At 40.3% G+C, this 21,076-nt stretch carries 17 protein-coding genes and 1 riboswitch; of the genes, 8 read left to right on the forward strand and 9 right to left on the reverse strand.

The features are described 5' to 3' along the window. Positions 1-230: 230 nt before the first annotated feature. Positions 231-3,056 (reverse strand): diguanylate cyclase domain-containing protein, encoded by a 2,826-nt coding sequence (locus tag A9267_RS03180; protein ID WP_065108203.1) that lies wholly within the window; start codon positions 3,054-3,056, stop codon positions 231-233. Positions 3,057-3,348: 292 nt separating this feature from the next. Between A9267_RS03180 and cmoA the strand changes: the two genes are divergently transcribed. The 8 genes from cmoA to A9267_RS03220 all read left to right on the forward strand — a co-directional run bounded on the left by cmoA (position 3,349) and on the right by A9267_RS03220 (position 12,247). Further along, positions 3,349-4,080: a carboxy-S-adenosyl-L-methionine synthase CmoA gene (gene cmoA / locus A9267_RS03185; RefSeq protein WP_065108204.1), complete on the forward strand. Its 732-nt coding sequence runs from the start codon at positions 3,349-3,351 to the stop codon at positions 4,078-4,080. Further along, a complete protein-coding gene (gene cmoB / locus A9267_RS03190; RefSeq protein WP_055025902.1) occupies positions 4,077-5,069 on the forward strand; it encodes a tRNA 5-methoxyuridine(34)/uridine 5-oxyacetic acid(34) synthase CmoB in 993 nt (330 codons plus the stop codon). The genes cmoA and cmoB overlap by 4 nt, the downstream gene beginning before the upstream one ends. A 69-nt stretch (positions 5,070-5,138) precedes the next feature. Then, the gene (locus A9267_RS03195; RefSeq protein WP_055025901.1) at positions 5,139-5,903 is read left to right on the forward strand and encodes an ATP-dependent zinc protease family protein; all 765 of its coding nucleotides are present in this window, start codon (positions 5,139-5,141) and stop codon (positions 5,901-5,903) included. An 8-nt stretch (positions 5,904-5,911) separates the two neighbouring features. Beyond that, positions 5,912-7,417: an inactive transglutaminase family protein gene (locus tag A9267_RS03200; protein ID WP_065108205.1), complete on the forward strand. Its 1,506-nt coding sequence runs from the start codon at positions 5,912-5,914 to the stop codon at positions 7,415-7,417. Continuing rightward, positions 7,417-8,373, forward strand: a complete 957-nt coding sequence (locus tag A9267_RS03205) for an alpha-L-glutamate ligase-like protein (protein WP_055025899.1) — start codon at positions 7,417-7,419, stop codon at positions 8,371-8,373. The genes A9267_RS03200 and A9267_RS03205 overlap by 1 nt, the downstream gene beginning before the upstream one ends. A 4-nt stretch (positions 8,374-8,377) precedes the next feature. Beyond that, positions 8,378-10,174, forward strand: coding sequence for a hypothetical protein (locus A9267_RS03210; protein ID WP_065108206.1), 1,797 nt, complete (start codon positions 8,378-8,380; stop codon positions 10,172-10,174). Continuing rightward, positions 10,152-11,276: a DUF3541 domain-containing protein gene (locus A9267_RS03215; RefSeq protein ID WP_065108207.1), complete on the forward strand. Its 1,125-nt coding sequence runs from the start codon at positions 10,152-10,154 to the stop codon at positions 11,274-11,276. Before A9267_RS03210 ends, A9267_RS03215 begins: the two co-directional genes overlap by 23 nt. A gap of 74 nt (positions 11,277-11,350) precedes the next feature. Next, entirely contained in the window at positions 11,351-12,247 is an 897-nt protein-coding gene (locus A9267_RS03220; RefSeq protein WP_065108208.1) for a LysR family transcriptional regulator, read from the forward strand. A gap of 48 nt (positions 12,248-12,295) precedes the next feature. Here A9267_RS03220 and A9267_RS03225 read toward each other — a convergent pair whose 3' ends face one another. The 8 genes from A9267_RS03225 to thiC form a co-directional block, all read right to left on the reverse strand. Next, entirely contained in the window at positions 12,296-13,543 is a 1,248-nt protein-coding gene (locus tag A9267_RS03225; protein WP_197495504.1) for a putative metalloprotease CJM1_0395 family protein, read from the reverse strand. A 38-nt stretch (positions 13,544-13,581) separates the two neighbouring features. Further along, complete coding sequence (locus A9267_RS03230) at positions 13,582-13,866, reverse strand: hypothetical protein (protein WP_065108210.1); 285 nt, start codon at positions 13,864-13,866, stop codon at positions 13,582-13,584. Positions 13,867-13,996: 130 nt separating this feature from the next. Next, entirely contained in the window at positions 13,997-15,106 is a 1,110-nt protein-coding gene (gene thiH / locus A9267_RS03235) for a 2-iminoacetate synthase ThiH (protein ID WP_065108211.1), read from the reverse strand. Between the two features lie 72 nt (positions 15,107-15,178). Continuing rightward, positions 15,179-15,943, reverse strand: coding sequence for a thiazole synthase (locus tag A9267_RS03240; RefSeq protein WP_065108212.1), 765 nt, complete (start codon positions 15,941-15,943; stop codon positions 15,179-15,181). Position 15,944: 1 nt separating this feature from the next. Then, complete coding sequence (thiS, locus tag A9267_RS03245) at positions 15,945-16,148, reverse strand: sulfur carrier protein ThiS (RefSeq protein WP_065108213.1); 204 nt, start codon at positions 16,146-16,148, stop codon at positions 15,945-15,947. A 29-nt stretch (positions 16,149-16,177) separates the two neighbouring features. Beyond that, positions 16,178-17,062, reverse strand: coding sequence for a HesA/MoeB/ThiF family protein (locus tag A9267_RS03250; protein WP_065108214.1), 885 nt, complete (start codon positions 17,060-17,062; stop codon positions 16,178-16,180). Further along, positions 17,055-18,737: a bifunctional hydroxymethylpyrimidine kinase/phosphomethylpyrimidine kinase gene (gene thiD / locus A9267_RS03255; protein WP_065108215.1), complete on the reverse strand. Its 1,683-nt coding sequence runs from the start codon at positions 18,735-18,737 to the stop codon at positions 17,055-17,057. The genes A9267_RS03250 and thiD overlap by 8 nt, the downstream gene beginning before the upstream one ends. 3 nt (positions 18,738-18,740) lie before the next feature. After that, a complete protein-coding gene (gene thiC, locus A9267_RS03260; RefSeq protein WP_065108216.1) occupies positions 18,741-20,759 on the reverse strand; it encodes a phosphomethylpyrimidine synthase ThiC in 2,019 nt (672 codons plus the stop codon). A 218-nt stretch (positions 20,760-20,977) separates the two neighbouring features. Beyond that, positions 20,978-21,076: riboswitch (TPP riboswitch) on the reverse strand.

Consider the following 21,076-nt stretch of genomic DNA (forward strand, 5'->3'; position numbering starts at 1 on the left):
CTAAAAGAATGTATTTTTGCATTATATTAAAATAATGCTGGCAACTATAGCACTTATAATACGCCAATTTAGCGTTTAATAAATGAGTGCGTAATTTTTGCTAGGAAGTATCAATCAGTTTACTGCAATTGGCTAGAGTTTAGGAAAAACTTAGCAGCATAAGCGTGCAAAAAAGCAGCAAACAATAATGTTTTGGCTGCTTTTGGCCATTTTTGAGCCAATGGCAACGATTAGCTGTGTTTATCACCACCCTGCTTTTTCACTGTATACATTTTTTTATCAGCGAACTGTAACAATGAAATCGGGTCATCACCATCATCTGGATAAACGGCAATGCCAATACTTGCAGATGCGGTTAACGAAATCTCTCCCACCTTAATTGGCTCACTGAGCACGTTTAAAATGTTGTCGGCGACTTTGGCTGCACATTGAGCACTTTCAATTTTATTAAGTAAGATAACGAACTCATCACCGCCAAATCGCGACACGGTATCCGACTTTCTCACCACCGTCTTAAGCAAGTCAGCAATGCCTATCAATAGCGCATCACCAATATGATGACCATATTGATCGTTCACCATTTTAAATTTATCTAAATCGATAAATAACAACGCAAATTTCACCTGCTCTCGGTGATGGCTATTGATTGCGCAAGCCAAACGGTCATCTAATAATCCTCTATTAGGTAACTTGGTCACAGGATCATGTTCTGCAATAAATTTTATTTTCTTTTCAGCATTCTTGCGACGAGAAATCTCAAGTTTAAGGCGCTTATTACCTAAGAACACAACAAACGTAATCACACTGATAATCAGCAAGCCAAATAGCACAATGTTGAACCACTTTTGGTACTTGTCAGCTTCTGACCGTAAATCGACTGCGACCCAGTCTTGGTATAATTGCTGCTGTTTAGTTTCATCAATGGTTTCAATTGCTCGATTTAATATCGGTACCAGTTCTTTTAATTTTGGATAGACACCAATGTGACTTTTTTGCTCAGTTAAATCAGCAACCAAGGCCATTTTCAAATCAGGAAAGCCCCCTTCATTAAGGGCGTAAGCCAGTGTAACAACCTGTTCAATGAACAAGTCTACGTGACCGGAAGACACTGCACTCAAGCCACTTTTCGTGCTTTCTACTTGCACAATTTCAAGGCCTGGAAATTGCTGCCTTAAAATATTTATCACATTGTAATCTTTAACCACAGCAATGCGCTTACCATTATATTGGCTTAGGTTAAACAATGGTTGCTGGGTTAATGTAGTGGCAATTGCCCAAGGTGACGGCCAATAGCCCTCAGTGAATTCAAGGTTTGGTTCACGATGGCTATTTTTCGCCATACTCCCGACAAGGTGAATTTTCCCCATTTTTAAATCTTGATTGAGCATGCTCCAGTTCTGATACGCTACTGGAATAATGTCGATACCAAGCTGATGGGTAATAATGTTGACGACATCTTTATTAATACCAGAAAATTCACCTAGTTCATTTTGATATTCCATTGGAGCCCATTCGGTTAAGTAACCTAACTTAATGGCACCTAGTGAAGCTAAGTATTGCTTTTCCTTATTACTGATATAGATTTTTTTATCAATAGTAGAAAACGTCCTATCGGCTTTATTGAGTAGCCATTTTTGCTCTATTTTCGCCATTTCATACTGACTAATCAGCTTAAAACCATTGGCAATTCGCTCTGCAAGCTCAACATCTTCTAAATTTGTGAGGTTATAAATATTGGTATCAAAGTCTACGGCATTAAACTGATAAAACTCAGACCAAGATTTATGGTTAAGTAAATAGTGTGAGGTATACGCGCTCGATGCAACGAATCCAACAATATCGCCGTCGCGACTGGCCTTTATTAATTGGTCGATTGAGTCGTAATAACGAATTTGCGCATTAGGAACTAATTTTCTTAATTCGATGATGTAAGGCGATGTCGCAAATAAACCGATACGCTTTCCATCAACTTCGCTAATGTCTTTTATTTCTTTTTCATAGCTAAAAAATCGACTTTTGACAGAATAGATATGATTAGCCCTATTAAGCCCCGTATTGATTTGATCGCTTTCCGGGTAGCCAATATGCACATCAGCATGACCTTGCTTAATCAACTCGATACTGCCGTTCATATCACTTGGAATAAAATCAATAGCAATGCCTGTTTTTTCAGACCATAAACGCCAAAGATCAACAAACAAACCATGGGGTAGACCATCTAATCCAATATCAACGAAAGGTTCGACATTCATCTGCATCGCAATGACAACACCACTTGATTCACGACGATAACCAAACCAACGCTTTTCAATTTCATCAACTAACTGCGTGGGTATTTGCTCAAAACCTTGATTAATCGCAGGTAACCAAGCTGCATTTTTTATCTTTACTGCAGGAGACAAATCAATTTCTTTGATCAGTAATCTTGATGAAATATGAAAGTTATTAGCTAATTCAAAATTGATTGGAATGCCATTGTAATAACCCTGTATAGCAGCAAAAGCATATAACTCACCTGCTACCACAGCATCATATAGCGCTTGTTTGGTTTTAAAATATTTAAAGGTTAATTTAGGTTCTATGGCTAATAAATCGGCTTCGTGAGAAGTGCCTTCAATGATGCCAATTTTAAAAGGCTTAATTTCAGTAATGGATTTTTTATTTGCGATATCTTTATGCAGGTATAAATAGGAATGAAGTGACGAAACTTTATCAGCGTAGGAGAATTGTCGCAGTCGCTCTTCTGTCACCGCCATACCAATATGTAAATCAACATGTCCATCTGTTAAGGCTTGTAAAGACTGATGCCATTGCATGGGTTTAAATGTCACTTTGGTGCCTGTGACTATTGACCACTCGCGCCATAAATCAACCATGACCCCTGCAGCGTTACCTTTAGCGTCGACAAATTGATAGGGATAAGCATCCTCACTCATAGATAATGTCATACTACTTGGTAGCGATTCAGCAACAGAAGAAGTGCCTTCATTGGCTGAAACGAAGAAGAAAAAAGGGATAACCAGTACTATTACTAATAATGTTCTAATTAACTTCAAGCGCATTCCTTTGTAAATTGTCCCAACTCTACAATGATTTATAATGAGGTTTACCACTTTATCAGTGATTCCCTTCTGTAAAAAATTTATTAAGAACTTCTGCTAACAATGTAAAAGTTTTTACATTTATGTTCATCATACCGATTTATATCGACCATTTGACCTCTTACATTAAAAAATTATGCAAAATTAGCTAAATAAATAAAAAAATACAAAAAATACCAATAGGATACTTGCTGCTATTTGCTAGGATTAGCTAAAATGAAATTACGATTTTTTCAAGTTACTGCAGATGAATTCTCAACAAGACACAATTTATGCTTCCGCTAGCGAACAAATATCAGATTTTCAGTTTGATAATCGTGTAGCAGGTGTTTTTAACGACATGATCCGTCGCTCTGTTCCTGGTTATACCCAAATCATTAGCACCATAGGTGATTTTGCTAATCGTTACGTAACACCAAAATCTAACGTTTACGATTTAGGAAGTTCATTAGGTTCAGCTACGCTAAGTATTCGTCGTCAAATTGAGCAGCGTCAATGCCGTATCATTGCCGTTGATAATAGCGAATCAATGGTGTCTCGTTGCCAAGAGAATCTATCAGCCTACGTTAGCGATACCGAAGTCGAATTAATTTGTGGTGATATAAGAGACATCGAAATATCAAACGCATCAATGGTGGTGCTTAACTTTACATTACAGTTTTTGCCTGTAACGGATAGAGACGCAATCATCGCCAAAATTTATCAAGGACTATTGCCAGGTGGTATATTAGTCATATCAGAAAAATTACGCTTTGAAGATGCTACTATTCAGACATTACTGGATGAGCAACACTTAGACTTTAAACGTGCCAATGGATATAGCGAATTAGAAATTAGCCAAAAGCGCAGTGCATTAGAAAATGTCATGCGCCCTGATAACTTATCTATGCATCAACAGCGTTTTGCCGATAATGGTTTTAGCCATTCGACAGTGTGGTTTCAATGTTTTAACTTTGCATCTATGGTGGCAATAAAGTGATTAGTTTTAGTTCTTTTTATCAGCAAATAGCAGACTCGAATCTTCAACATTGGTTAGAAGAACTTCCAGCAATATTAGGTAAATGGCAACGTGAACATAAACACGGCAATTTACCTAAATGGGAAAAAGTACTCAATAAGCTACATTACCCAGCGCCAACTACAATAGACCTCTTCAATGGTGTACAAATTGGAGATGGCTCGCAATTAACTACGGGACAAGCTGAAAAGCTAAAGAATTTACTCGGATTATTTCAACCTTGGCGTAAAGGACCATTTCAAATCCATGGTATCGACATTGACACTGAATGGCGAAGCGATTGGAAATGGGACCGAGTAAAAGAACATATTTCACCACTTGAAAACCGCACGGTTTTAGATGTGGGTTGTGGCAGTGGTTACCATATGTGGCGAATGCTTGGTGCTGGTGCTAAACGTGTGGTTGGTATTGACCCTTCACCACTATTTTTATGCCAGTTTGAAGCGGTTAAACGCCTAGCAGGTAATGAGCACCCTGTTCATTTATTACCGCTAGGCATTGAAGAGTTACCTCCACTCGACGCCTTTGATACCGTGTTTTCAATGGGAGTCCTTTACCACCGCCGTTCACCTATAGATCACTTGCTTCAATTACGCGACCAATTAAGAATGGGTGGCGAACTTGTGCTTGAAACGTTAGTCATAGATGGTGATGAAAATGCCGTTCTTGTACCAGAAGATAGATATGGCAAGATGAATAACGTGTGGTTTTTACCCTCTGTAGATGCACTCATGCTATGGTTAAAGAAATGCGACTTTACCGATATTAGATGTGTAGACGTAGATATTACATCTATGGCAGAACAACGTTCTACGCAGTGGATGAAGAATGAATCTTTAGTGGATTATCTTGACCCTAATGATGTGAGCTTAACAGTAGAGGGTTATCCTGCTCCTAAAAGAGCCACAATCATAGCAATAAAAAATCAACCCAATCATGATTTAGTCTAACCTTACACTGGTTAGTAATAACAAATAGTAAAAACAATAAATTCAGATGTATTAATAACAGGAATTGTCATGTTAAAGCAGGTAATCGTTTTATCAATCACCGCTACTTTAATGGCCGGTTGTGCAAGTAAAGACAAAATCACGCCAGTTGGAAGTGATGAGTTAAATGCAAATTTAGCTTCGTCTCAAACTGCCATCATTGAAGCCATTAATGCACAATGCGCCCACTCTACCGCCGAGATGCAAAGCTTAAGCGCTGAAGTAAACGATCTAAAATTACAGATTACCGATGCACTAGCAAAACAATCTAAAAAAATGAATGATGATGCAGCAGCACTTGCTCAGCTCAGTGAAGCTCCGCAATGTCCTGAATCTGCAGTGTCTGACAAAATCATGCTTGGTGAAGTTGAACATGTTTATGTCGATGAACTTAAGGCGTCATTTGAAACACGTATTGATACCGGTGCAGAGTCTTCATCATTAGATGCCAGAAATATCGTTCTTTTTGAGCGAAACGGTGTTCAGTGGGTTCGTTTTGATGTGATGACCAATGGAAAAGATCAACCAGGTAATACATTCGAGCATAAAGTTGAGCGATTTGTACGTATTAAACAAGATGCAGATGCGCCAGACGATAGACGCCCAGTGATCCATGCTCATCTAAAAATTGGCAAATATGCAGCTGAAACAGATTTAAACTTAACCGACCGAAGCCATCTTGAATATCCATTACTGCTTGGTCGTAAGTTTATGAAAGACATTGCAGTTGTTGATGTCGGCCAAATTTATATTCACGGTAAAAAACCGCAACAAGCAGCGACTAACAGCCAATAGGACTTAAAATGCATTCTCGTAAACCGTTTTTTATCTTTGTCGCCCTACTTTTTATATTTGGCATTAGTACCAGTATTTATCGAAGTGTTGAGCATAACGTACCGTTTTTTCCGGGCAAACAAGTTCAAAGCTGGTCAGTTGAAGCCAAAGTGATGTTCAATGGCACAGACAAACCTGCTGAAGCATCTTTGTCTTTACCACAAGATCCCGCATTTGACGTGCTTGCTGAAAATGCCACATCTGCGGGTTATGGCCTAAACATCTCTGAAGGTGAAGATCGCCGTGCCGTGTGGTCAATACGTGAAGCTTCAGGCCGCCAATCTCTATACTACCGCGTCACATTAGTGCCTACGGGTCAGTTATCAGTCGATGCAGAAGAAGAACCTGTGACTCCTGAACCATACCTTTGGCAAGTTACAGAGCGCGGTGCTGCTGAACAAATTATCAATGATGTATGGGAACGAAGCGCCAGTAATCTGTCTTACGCGCAACAGCTTATGTCTGTGATTAATGACAGTAATCAATCTCAAAATCTCGCTCTGTTGTTATCGGTAAACACTCGTACCCAACTATTTTTACATATGATGCAATCTAAAGGGGTTCCTGCTAAACAAGTTAGCGGCTTAATGCTTGAAGATCAGCGTCGTCGTCAACAATTAAATCCCTATGTTCAAGTCTACCAAGATGGTGAGTGGGTATTATTTGACGTTGAAAATAATAAACAAGGCCGTCCTGAAAACTTGGTTCTTTGGCAGCACAATGGCTTATCAGTACTCGATGTAACTGGGGGGAGTAATTCACAAGTTAACTTCTCAATGTTACAAGAGACTCGCTCAGCCTTAGCGACTTCTATCGATATGATGATGAATAGCGATAGCTTAGACTTCTCTTTGTATCAATTACCACTTGAAGAGCAAAGCACCTTTAAAGGCATCCTATTAATTCCTATTGGTGTGTTAGTCGTCGTATTCTTACGCGTCATTATCGGGATTAAAACGTCTGGTACGTTTATGCCAGTATTAATCGCCCTCGCCTTTATACAAACTACATTATTGACAGGTCTAATCGGCTTCTTGCTAATTGTGGCGTTTGGTTTGATGATTCGTTCTTACTTATCGCAGCTCAACTTACTGCTAATATCCCGAATATCGGCCGTCATCATTGTGGTTATTTTCATTATTGGCTTATTTACCCTTATCTCTTATAAGGTTGGGCTTAGTGAAGGATTAACTATTACCTTCTTCCCGATGATTATTCTTGCTTGGACGATTGAAAGAATGTCGATTTTATGGGAAGAAGAAGGCCCTAAATCAGTCATGATGGCAGGTGGCGGCAGTCTATTTGTCGCAACCTTAGCTTATTTGGCAATGAGTAACACGCTAATCCAACATTGGGTATTTAACTTCTTAGGTATTCACTTGGTGATTTTAGCCTTAGTTCTTGTGATGGGACAATACACAGGATATCGCTTAACAGAGCTTAAACGCTTTAAGCCTTTGGCTGGAGATAAGTAATGAACTTTGCTTGGCCTTGGGAGTTACGCCGAAATGGCGTGTTAAACATGAATAAGCGCAATATCGATTATATTGGCAAATATAATCCACGTAAGTTTTACAAGCGTGTTGATGATAAATTGATTACAAAGCAGCTTGCGCTAGCTAACGATATTGCGGTGCCTGACTTAATTGGTGTTGTTGAAGAACAACATAAAATTAATGAAATCCCACAAATGGTTTTAGGACGAAGTGGCTTTGTTATCAAACCCGCTAAAGGATCTGGTGGTAAAGGGATTTTAGTTATTACCCATGTAGAAAATGGACGTTACTACAAACCTAATGGTGATGAAGTTACCCCTAATGAAGTCTACCGTCATGTATCAAACATATTGAGTGGCTTATTCTCCTTAGGCGGCAAGCCAGATGTCGGTATTGTTGAAGGCTTAATTCAATTTGACCCGGTTTTTGACGGTTTCAGTTATGAGGGCGTTCCAGATATTCGGTTGATTATTTTCAAAGGCTACCCCGTCATGGGAATGCTTCGATGTTCTACAGCAGCCTCAGACGGCAAAGCTAATTTGCACCAAGGCGCAGTTGGGGTTGGTTTAGATATCGCGACAGGTAAAAGCCTGCATGCTGTTCAATTTGATAAACCAGTGCTTAAACACCCAGACACCAACTTTGAATTATCAAAAATTCAAGTACCCAATTGGGACACACTGTTACATACCGCATCAAGCGCTTATGAGATGTGTGAACTGGGTTATTTAGGTACCGATATGGTATTAGATAAAGAACGTGGGCCTTTATTACTTGAGCTCAATGCACGTCCCGGACTTGCTATTCAAACAGCAAATGGAAAAGGGATTGTAGGAAGACTTAAACATGTCGAAGGTCTAAAAGGACCGACGTTATCAGTGGAAGAACGCGTCGCTTATGCAAAAGAACACTTTTGTAGTAATCCTAGTTTTTAGTCTTATGGCAACTGCTCCGGCAGTTGCCAGTCCTTTAAACCTCTTCATTCAGCAATGTTTGCAATTTAAGCCAACATTATCTCAGCTTGATACTCAAGCCAGTGCTTCAACTCAAGCAGTTCAATTTGAGCAGCTCACCCTGGGCTTTAATAACATCAATGATAGGTTAAATTACTATCGTGACTTAGCCCAAGATAATCAACGTGAAAGCATCTTAATGTGTCAGCTACATCTTGCTGATGAATTACAAGCCATGCTCAATTCTCCTAACTTAACGAAGTTGATCAGTAAGCTTGATAATGATGAGCCTACCTACGCCAAATTATCGTTAAGACTGGCCACATTAAAAGCCACACAGTTAGATATTAACCTCAAGTCGCAACTCCATAATGCGCAAGCAACAATTAGGCGAAACTTACAAAGCCAACATCTCTCAATGGTATTTAATCAATCTGGCTGTGAATTACCTCAACCAATTAACTCAGCGACAGCGGGAATCAAGTCAAAAGAAACGCTCGGCTTGAGTAACGTAGAAACTAACGCAAGAAATAAGAAAGATTTTGATATCAGTTTAGCAAAATACCTTATTTTACAACCTGATGAACAATGCAGAAAAAGTGCTTGGATTGCTTACCAAACAAGAGCGAAAGACAAAAATAAAACGCCACTTGCTGCAGTTAAAACAATTAAAATGGCATCTAATGCCGCTAAGCCATCAATATACTCAGCGCAATATTACGACAGCAATTTAACCTCTGCACAAATCACAAGATTTTTAAACTCTCGAACAAACAACATCAATGTAGCCCCATGGAATATTGGCCAGTATCTCGCAACGCTGCCTCATCAAGCATATCAGGGCACAACGTCAGCGTTAACGTTAATCGAACAAAGCATGGACGTGCTAAGTGACTTTGGCGTTACATTCGACGTGATTAAACCTTATGCTCATAAGCTCGATAATAATCTATCCTCGCAACAAACTAATAATGTCAACGTTACCGGTACAGATACTGATACTGATACTGATACTGATACAGAAAGTCTCACGTTAAATGCAAATCAAAATACGACTATACGTGTTTGGCATAACAAGCGTTTATTAGGCGAGTTATTTATCCACCCTAGCGAAAAAACAGCGACCCACATCATACGTTACCCGGTGATCGGCCATCAATTTGCGCAGGTTAGTATCAGTTATCGAGAAAAAATCAAAAATAGAAGACAAGCATTAAGTGTCATTGACGCGATAGCGCAAGCTATTTCGGGACTTGCTAGAGGCAGCCAATTTTACTTAAACAATAAATTTGGTGCTTCAGCGGACCACCATCAACTTGGTCAGCATTGGTTAAGCCAATATATACAACTGCGTGTCCCACACTTGCAAGCCTCGGCGCGTGAGCAAGCAGCTAGCGTTTATCAGCAGCAATTAAGAGTGTTTAGAAGTCAGTTAATAATGCAGTTCTATTCAACATCTCATTTAGACACAGCAAGATTACACAACACTTTTTATAATAGTTTTAATTCACACTGGTATGAAGCGGCAGATTTAACCTATAGTTTTAACGGCATTGCTAACGAAGGCATCGAGTATTATTTACCGCTATGGTATCAAGCACTTGTTAATGTCATTATTCACTCTCGTAAATCGTCAGTAACAGCGCGTCAAGTTTTTGAAATTTTTATTGTTAACGAAGATAATTTAATTCTCAGCGAGCAATTGGCCATTATACTAGCGCCACCCACTGATATTTCATCCATCATCAGGAGAACCATAAATGACGGCAATTCGAAAGATTAAATCATTTGCTTGTTTAGCTAGTTTTTCTTTGTTACTCACCTCTGGTGCAAGTTTCGCTAAAACTGGTGAATCCAACGATCACCAGCTCACACATGAACAAGTACGAAGTGCAATTCAAGTGAACCTAGAACAAAACATGTATTCTTTGCCGCCAAGAATTCAAGGGCATTATGGTTTAAGAATGTATCGAATGACAGGTGATGAAAAGTATTCTAATGCTGCCTTAATTGATCTTATTACCATTACTGAGCGCCAAAACTTCTTTGCTTGTAACGTAGATAAACCTAATTTTATCAATGAACAAAGCCAACAAGCGATTAGCGTGTTAGGTAAAGGCCCTCGTGCTAAAGCTCGTAAAAAAGCACTAGCTCCCTTCCCTGAATTCATTTTCTACAGTGATATTTTATTACGTTATGCAAGTAGAACTGATGAATTAGGCTTTATGGGACCTTGTCATCAGCAAATGGTTAAGGCAGTAAAATCATACGATTTAGCGCCAGCATTAACTGATCCTGCAATGATAAAAGCATGGGCAGCACAACTGGTAAACTATGTCTATTGGGCTAAACAGCTTAATGTTGGCGATTATGTCGCAGAATATAAAAAAGCGTTTATCGAGACTTACCCAAATGAGCAGGATTCTGAATTAGATAAAAAGCAATTTAGAAACAAACTCTACGGTATGACGCACTTTATTTTTGCTGCAAGCGGCTATTATCAACAAGAAGTGAGTCAAAAAGAATTCCAATGGATTTTAGACTATTTCGATAGCAATATTGAACGAATTTTAACTGACGCCACTGACGATATTATTGCCGAAGTAGGTATTAGTTTCTTACTTACAGGCCAGCGAGAGCATCCTGTGGTGAAGAAAACTCAAGATCACATAACCTCATCGTTTAATCCTGAGTATCAGCTTATTCCATCACCAAGAGGAAATCCTGATATGGTCATGGGAGAACATCGAAATGTGCTGGCAATGATGCTATTAGATTGGCCAAAAACGCTGCATAAAGGCCCATACTTAGCAAATATCAAAGCAACTCAAAAGTATTTGCCAGTGCAAGTCACTTCAAAAGAGAAGATTAAACCAAACAAGTAAGCTTAACTTGTTATATGGCGCGTTATACAACGCGCCATTTTTATATAAATAGTAAAATACAAATAGAGAAAAAAATGAGTAGAGCTAAATCCACCCTAGAACAATGGCGAATAATACAATCAGTTGTGGATTACGGTGGATACGCGCAAGCGGCTGAAAAACTGAATAAAAGTCAATCTTCACTAAATCATGCAGTCGCTAAATTACAATCGCAGCTCGGTATTCAGTTACTTGAAGTTAAAGGCAGAAAAGCCTACCTAACTGAGCAAGGCGAAGTATTACTAAGACGCTCCCGTCATTTAACTCAAACTGTGGATGATTTAGAGTTACTTGCCAGTAATTTAGGACAAGGTTGGGAGCCAAATTTAACCATTGCTCGAGAACTCATCTATCCGATGCACTATTTAGTCGGTGCATTGCAAGCCTTCTTACCACATAGTCGGGGCACTCGAGTCACTATTATCGATTCTGTCATTTCTGGTACTCATGAGTTAATTACGCAACAACAAGCAGATATCGCTATTTGTGGTGTCCCCCCGAAAGGCTTTATTGCAGAATCTATCTGTGAATCAGAAATGATATTAGTATGCGCCCCTGAACACGCATTAGCACAACAATCAGTGATTAATGACGATCAAGAATTAGCGCAACATTTGCAAATCGTTATTAAAGATACTGCGAAAGAAAAAACCATCGAGACAGGTTGGCTCAAGTCAGAACAACGCTGGACGGTAACTAATTTTCATGAGGCCATTACCATTTTAAAAAATGGGTTGGGATTTTGTTGGTTACCCGCTTATTTAGTCAGTGAAGACATTGCTAATAAGTCACTACATAGATTGTCATTAATCGGCAGCACAAGTCGGAAAATCCAACTTTCACTGGTTGTACCCAACCGCGATAGACAAGGTCCTGCTAGCCAATTATTGGAATCGCTGATTCTACACCAGCATGGGCTTACTCGACTTTAGGCTTTTATTAAATAGACGATAACGCTGTAGCATATTGCTGATAATTGATTAAACAGCGATATCAATGGCTGATAAACGTGTATTGGTTTCACGTTCTGATTGAGGGTTTGGTTGAAAGTTTGATTGATCAGACAATGTGGAATTAAGCTGTTCAAGCTCTAGTCCACTATTGAGGCTGTCACCATCAACATTGTTAAAAATCTGACCTAAGTCATTAATATGTTGAGTTTCCTCTGTCGACATTACTTTTTCTTGTCGCTCGACTATAAGCTCTTTTTTGGCTTCATTTAATTTTCGAGTTGCTTCTGCAGCGACTTGTAAATCTGCTGATGAAGGCTGAACGGGTGCCATTGCTGCAGCGTAAACTTTCTGCATCTTAGTAACCGTAGCTTGAGCATCCCCTTCTATCACTCCGACATCAATGTTTACCTTACCTTCTACTGCATAACGCTTACCATCCGGACCTTTTTCGTAGGTATATTCAGGAGAGTTAGCATAATTGCCACCGACTGCTGCATGAGCTTGTTCGTGAGTTTTAACTTCAAGATCTCTTGCTGCAAGTGCCTTGATAATTGCTTCATCTTTTTGTTGTTGAACCTTTTCCTGAGCAGCTTGTTCTTTTTCTGCCTGCTCTACTTGGTCTTGCTTTTCTAATTTATCTTTCTCTGCAGATTGTTCTTGTTCAGTCGGCTCTTGCTGGCTAGAACTTGTGACCGCTTGTTCTGAGTTCACAGATTGAGAAGTGTCAGCATTAGGATTAATGATGGGATCCTGTTCCGTTGATTTTTCATTCTTTAGCATGACAGTAGCGGCTTGATTGATATCACTCGCTCCCATTAGCCCCGCAACATTGACTGCACCGGTTTTTAAATTGTAGGTCGCGCTATTTTCTGATGAAGTTTGAGAAATAGCAGTCTGTGATGAGGCCCCCATAGGAATTATCGTTTGAAATGCTAGCTTATCAGCATGGCTTGAACCATCCATCTGACGAATTTGAGAAGGTGGTATTTCAAGCGCATGTAACGCTGTAGGTTCACTCTTACTTGACGTCAGTAGTGCAGTCTTTGAAGATGCGACTAGGGTTGATGGTGCAATAAACGTTGGCGTTTTTGGACTTGATGCTTGGATTGTTGATTGAGTTAATACTTGAGCAGATTGACTTGAAGCTTGAGTTGAAACCAGGCTTGATGAGATCGTGGTCTTTTCGGAATTTGAAACTGCCGTTAACGGCGTTACAGTATTCCTAGCTATAGCTGATTGGCTATATTGAGTGACAGATTGTTCAGTTTGAATCATTTTAGGATTCAAACTGTGGCTAACCGCATTAATCATAATCAAACAGATAAATCGATAATTGTGCCAACATTTTCATTGGCGACATTAATGACCTCTGCAGATGCTTGACCATGATTAACCGCTTGTTGAGCATCAATTAGTGCTGACACTTTATCTGTCGAATTTGATTGACTGCTCAAGCTAACTGTATCTTCAGCTAAATAGGCCGAAGATGAAGTTTGAACCGGTTCTGGTTTAGCCACTGTAGTGGTTGCCTGAGCAAGGTCATTCTGAGCCCCTTGAAGGCCTTGAACACCTGAACTCATTGCTGAAGGTATTTGCATACTCGTTGCCCCCTAATTTGTAGACAATCAAACTAACAACAATTATCAAACAAAATTTGCACTTTGTACAGTGAGAGCGAGCTTCAATTTTCTTCCCTTGCACAAAGAATATTGTTTATCAATCTTACTTCTAGCACCAAGCTTTTTCCCAATCTTTCCAAACGGGGTTTAAGCCTATAGTACGCATAGTATTTGCCATTTCACTGGCGCTACGCTCATCACTTATTTCAAACTGATCCAATTGTGTATTAGGGTTTTGATACCCCCCAGGCTCTGTTGAGCTCCCTGCACTGATATTGGTGACGCCAAGCGGCAGTAAATTGTTCCTAAAGCTGGGTTCTTCACGTGTTGACAAGCTAATCTCAAGTTGTGCATTGAATAATCTGAATGCACAAATCATTTGCACTAAGCCTTTATCAGTTAACTCAACTTTCGGGGGCACACCACCAGTACAAGGTCTTAACCTTGGTAGAGAAATACTATAACGAGAACGCCAGAAGCGACGTTCTAAATACGATAAATGATACCCCATTAACAGTGCATCTAAACGCCAATCATCCAAACCAAGTAATACTCCGAGACCAATTTTATCGACACCAGCACTAGCTACACGCTCAGGTGTCGTTAACCGATAGACGAAGTCTTGTTTTTTACCACGCGTATGATGCTTAGCATAGGTTATGGGTTGATACGTTTCTTGATAGACCATAACAGCATCTAAGCCTAATGCTACAAGCGCTTGATACTCTTCTGTTTTCAATGGCTGCACTTCAATAGCAACATAACTAAAATGTTGCTTAACTATTGGTAAAACATGGCTAAAATAGTCAATTCCAACTTTGGTTTCGTGTTCACCTGACACCAATAAGATTGAATCAAAACCACGTTGTTTAATGATCGAAATTTCTGCTAATAACTCATCATCAGACAATGTTTTTCTTTTCAATTTATTACTCATTGAAAAGCCGCAATAATCACACTCGTTAGCACATAAATTAGATAGATATAGAGGTAAGTACATACCAATATTGGCACCAAAGCGTTGTCTTGTTATCTGATATGCTTGCTGCGCCATTTGCTCTAAATATGCAGATGCCGCTGGTGATAACAGCGCCATTAAGTGGTCGATATCACGCTGCGGGGCAGCAAGTGCACGTTCAACATCATTTGCTGTGCAGGAATATAACTGCATGGACAACTTATCGAGGTCTAATTGTTTAAAATAATCACTAAAACTCATCGTTTCATCCTGATAAAAAATCTACCGTCCATCAAATAACCTCTAAGGTTGATGAAAAACTTCTCAGTTTGATCAGTTCTCTAAAAACTGTGTCAATGGACTGGTATGTTCAGCATGTTTTGTCACACTACCAAGACCTGCAAGATAAGCCATACGCCCAGTGTTAACAGCATCTTTAAAACATGTCGCCATATGTTGAGGATTGGCACTACTCGCAATTGCTGTGTTAACTAACACAGCATCAGCTCCCATTTCCATTGCCCGACACGCTTGTGAAGGCGCACCTATCCCAGCATCGATAACGACTGGAATATTAGCTTGCTCTATGATGATTTCTAAAAATGGTTCTGTCGCTAACCCCTGATTGCTGCCTATTGGGCTACCCAGTGGCATCACAGCAGCGCAGCCAACTTCTTCAAGTCGACGACATAACACTGGATCTGCGTGAACATATGGCAACACCGTAAAGCCTTTTTCACATAACACTGAGGCAGCAGCAAGCGTTTCTATAGCATCAGGCATCAGGTATTTAGGGTCTGGGTGAATTTCAAGTTTAACCCAATTAGTACCAAGCATTTCTCTAGCTAACTCAGCAGCAAAAATGGCTTCTTTCGCTGTACGAGCGCCAGCGGTGTTAGGCAATAGTTTTACCCCCATTTCTTGTAAAGGCGTGAGTAAGTCATCAAAGTTCTTGCTGAGATCGATACGTTTCATGGCTAATGTGACCAGCTGCGATTGCGAAGTCGATAATGCAGCTAACATGGTTTGAGTATCAGAAAACTTGCCAGTTCCGGTAAATAACCGAGATTCAAATTGGTGATCGGCAATAGTTAACATGTCAGCCTCCTGCTACCGCTGAAAAAATATCTATTTTATCGCTATCTTGACACTCAATTTGAGCCCAGCGACTTCTTGGTACCACTTGTTCATTCAGCACTAAAGCCACTGTTTTAGGATTAATTTCCTTTGACTCAATTAACTGCAACAAACTCGGGTTATGACCTACTTCTTCTTGTAATCCATTAAATTTTATCGTAATCATATATTCCAGCCTTACCTAGCTCAGTTAGGTTAACTTGTATAACAAACGGGACATTCAGCATCTTGACTCAGCGTAACTTGACGCCATTGCAAACTGCGAGCATCAAAAAGATGTAGCAGCCCTATTAATGATTGTTTCGCGTCATCGTCACCACTAAGCCATTGCAATCCCATCAGTGTTTGCATTGATGCGACACTAAGCACTGTTGCATTTAATACACCGAGAACAGAACACTTTTGAGCCATTAAGGTATCTTCTGGGAACAGACATTGAAAACAGCCACTACGGTTATTTGACAGTGCTTTTGCTGACTTAGTTTGTGTTGAATTAGCTCGTATTGAATTAGCTTGTGTTGAACTTGCTAGTGACGTGTCATGCATAGATGCGGTTACTGATAAAGGCTCATAAGCCGGCGCAACACACAATAATTGCCCCTGGTAACCACTAATAGCAGCACTGATTAAGGGTATTTGATACTTAACCGCGACTTTATTATTCAGCAATCTAGACTCGAAATTATCAGTACAATCGAAAATGATATCGACACTTTGCAGTACATCAGCATCCTGTTCAGTGAAGCGTTTTTGGCGGGCTGTTATTGTGCAGTCTTCATAAGCTAACGATAGTTTTTGCGCGGCAACGGTTACTTTAGCTTTACCAATATCCGAATCTGTAAATAACAGCTGCCGAGGTAAGTTAGAAAGTTCAACCTTGTCATCATCAAATAATATTAATTCAGCGATACCTGCAGCAGCGAGTTGTTGAGCCACAGCATGGCCTAAGCCACCGACTCCAATGACTACCGCCTTACTCATTTGCAGTGTTTGCTGCCCCAACTCACCAAATTCAGGCAGTAATATTTGCGCAGAAAAGCGCATAAATTGCTGGTCACTCAGTTCATAAGCCTTACTCATCGCACACCTCTTCTAACTGAGGTCTACGAGTGACTAGATCTATAGGGCTATCACTCGCACGATGAGGACTAAACTCTGGTGCTAACCATTGTTTATACAGCTTTAAATAGGCGCTAGCTGGCTCATCTGCGGTTGTTACGGCTCTTACTACAGCAGCACTGTCTACACCTGTGTGCTTAATTTGTGCGAGTACCGATTCATTGATCCCACCTATTGCTACGGTTGGACAAACATGTTTTAACAACTCAGCATAAATCGAAAGCTTTTCTAAACCTTGCGGTTTTGAAGGCATCACTTTGGTTGTGGTGGCAAAGATATGCCCCAGTGCGATATACGAAGGTTTTAATTGATTGGCCAATAAAATTTCGAACACACTGTGGCTAGAAAGACCTAATGCAATGCCTGCACTTTTAAGGGCTGGTAAATCAGCGAGAATCGCATCTTCTTGCCCTAAATGCACCCCGAACGCATTATGTTTTAGAGCCAGTTGCCAATGATCATTGATAAATACTTGCGCATTGTATTGTCTACCTAATGCAATAGCTTGCTTAATATCTCGCTCAAGCTGCTCGCTAGAAACAGGACCGTCGGCTTTAATTCGTAATTGTACGGTCGTGCAATTCGCTTGCAGTAACTGCGCTAGCATCGCTATGTCATCAACAACAGGATAAATGCCGATATCACGTTGCAAACGCACAAACTCATTAGCTTGTGCATCATGGTTTAACGCGCTATCGAGCAATAATGTATTATTGATATAATATGCAATCTTAGGATAAAAACTAATATCACTTGGCCATCCTGTTTTTGCTACAGGTCCTGCGCCTTTCCCATAACTAACACTATAGGTTAAGCCTTTTAAAACATATGCTTTTGCCATGACAATCGCATCATGCAAAACAAAACCTTTGGCCATAAAGGCAGCTATTGCACTTGAAAGCGTGCAACCAGTACCATGATTATTTGTTGTTAATACTCGTGGTGCGGTTAGCCAATATCGCTGAAATTGGTGTTCTTCACTGACACCTAAAACAGCCTCACAGACAAATAAATCAATGGCATTATCACCTTGCCAACCATGAGTATCACCACCTTTAGCCAACACATGACAATCTAGATATTCACTTAACCAACATGACGCTTGATAAAAGCCATGCTGAGCATCAATATCAATATTCGATTGGGTTAGCTTTATAAGTTCATGGGCATTGGGGGTAATCAAATCCACTAGCCCTTTGAATGGAGTAAAATCTAACTCAGACTCACTATTGAGGCTGTCTCCAGAGCTTGCGACCATAACCGGATCTAAAACGATAGGGATAGTCTTAAAGGCCAATGAACGACATTTAAATGATTTTATCCAACGGGCTATTAATTCAAGCTGTTTTTGATTGGCAATTAAGCCAATTTTTATTGCTGATGGCGCTAAATCCTCGGCCAAAGCATTTAGCTGGCCGAGTAACATTTCTTGAGAAACAGCGTCAACCAGCGCAACAGTCACGGAATTTTGCGCCGTCAATGCTGTGATAACACTGCAACCAAAGCATGACAAATCATTAATTGTCGCTAAATCGGTTTGTATACCAGCGCCTCCACCACTATCAGAGCCAGCAATCGTCCAAACGATAGGCTTGGCACTTAGTGGTTGTTGACGCTGTTGATGAAATTGGTCCATGAATCACCCCTCAACAGACTCAGATTCCAATTCCATTTCAAGCTTATCGCTCGTCTTATTGAGTGGTTGATAGATTTCTGAGCCTGTGGCTTTAAATTCAGCTGACTTTTGTGCCATTGCCGCTTCAATATGCTGAGGATCATTAACCTGAGAAGCACTAAATGCAGTTGCATCTACCACTGAAATAGTTTGAGAAACCCCAGTATTACCTGCTTCGCGTTCTTGTTTGGCAGCGTAATCACGTACTTCTTGCGTGATTTTCATCGAGCAGAATTTAGGGCCACACATTGAGCAAAAGTGCGCAACTTTAGCGGATTCTTGTGGCAATGATTCATCGTGGTACGCTCTTGCTGTATCAGGGTCTAAACCTAGGTTATATTGATCTTCCCAACGAAACTCAAAACGGGCTTTAGATAAGGCATTATCACGAATTTGTGCGCCAGGGTGCCCCTTGGCAACATCCGCAGCATGAGCCGCAATTTTATAAGCGATTAACCCTTGCTTAACGTCTTCTTTATTTGGCAGACCTAAATGCTCTTTAGGCGTGACATAACACAGCATTGCAACGCCATACCAGGCCATTTGCGCAGCACCAATACCTGACGTAAAGTGATCATATCCAGGAGCTATATCTGTAGTTTGAGGGCCTAACGTATAAAACGGCGCTTCATCACAGTGAGCCAATTGTTTTTCCATATTCACTTTAATGAGCTGCATTGGTACATGCCCAGGACCTTCGATTATGGTTTGAACATCATACTCCCACGCCACTTTAACCAATTCGCCTAATGTTTCTAATTCTGCAAATTGCGCTTCATCATTGGCATCAGCAATACTGCCTGGGCGCATGCCATCACCTAGTGACAGTGACACGTCATATGCGGCGCAAATCTCACAAATTTCTCTAAAATGCTCGTATAAAAAACTTTCTTTATGATGACTTAAACACCATTTCGCCATGATCGAACCGCCACGAGAAACAATGCCAGTCAGTCGTTTTGCAGTCATTGGCACATAGCGAAGCAATACTCCAGCATGAATCGTGAAATAATCAACCCCTTGCTCTGCTTGCTCAATCAAAGTATCTCTAAACACTTCCCATGTTAAATCTTCAGCAACGCCATTAACTTTTTCAAGCGCTTGATAAATGGGTACAGTTCCAATCGGCACAGGCGAATTACGGATGATCCATTCACGGGTTTCATGAATATAACGACCAGTGGATAAATCCATCACCGTATCGGCGCCCCATCGAGTTGACCAGACAAGTTTTTCTACTTCTTCTTCAATAGACGAGGTCACCGCTGAGTTGCCAATATTGGCATTCACTTTAACCAAAAAATTTCGGCCAATGATCATTGGTTCAGCTTCAGGATGATTGATGTTAAGCGGGATAATTGCTCTACCACGAGCCACTTCTGAACGAACAAATTCAGCAGTTATTGGCTGACCTATACTTGCCCCAAAGGCTTCACCTTGAGCTTTTTGAGTTAAGATCTTATCGGTAACCTGCTCCCGAGCCATGTTTTCACGAATCGCGATGTATTCCATTTCAGGAGTAATAATCCCCTGTCGAGCATAATGCATCTGTGTAACACACTTGCCCGTTTTGGCGCGTTTAGGAGACACTAAAGCCTCAAAACGTAAATGATCTAACCCATCGTCAGCTAATCTTTGCTGAGTAAAATTAGAACTAACCCCTTTAAGCTGCTCAGTATCTTCACGCTCTTCAATCCATGCTTGTCTAAATTTGTTTAAACCTAGACGGACATTAATTTTGGCTTTAGGATCTGAATAAGCCCCCGCGCAATCATAAACTTTTATTGGTGGGTTTGACTCGGTAACCGGATTCTCGTCATTGCCACCAATAATGGTGTCCGTTTGATGAATTTGGCGCATGCCGACTCGCAAATCATCTCGAGAGCCTGTCAGATAAATTTTTTCAGAGTTAGGATGTTGTAGTGGTTTTAGCGTATCAATAAACGCTTGGGCTTGTTCACGGGTTTGACGACGATTTGACATTAGCAACCTCAAAATTAATTAAATAGAGTTGCTTGTCTGGAGAATGATGTTGATGACGAGCGAGTTATAAAAACTCTGTAATTTGCTGATGACGTTTACTCAAAAATGATCCTTGAGCGTAAACTTTCTATGCTTTTACATTAGAAATAATTTGCTAGAAACAAAGCATAAACGGCTTTATTTTGAAGCGAATCATTTACACGCTAAGCAAAAAACGAGCAAATTAACTGCTTGTTTCCTTCGCAGGTTTTAACCTGATCAGGTTCAACGGATCCCGAATAAACGGTCTCAGCCATAAGGCACTCCGACAAGATGTC

The organism is Shewanella sp. UCD-FRSSP16_17, assembly GCF_001675935.1.
GTDB lineage: Bacteria > Pseudomonadota > Gammaproteobacteria > Enterobacterales > Shewanellaceae > Shewanella > Shewanella japonica.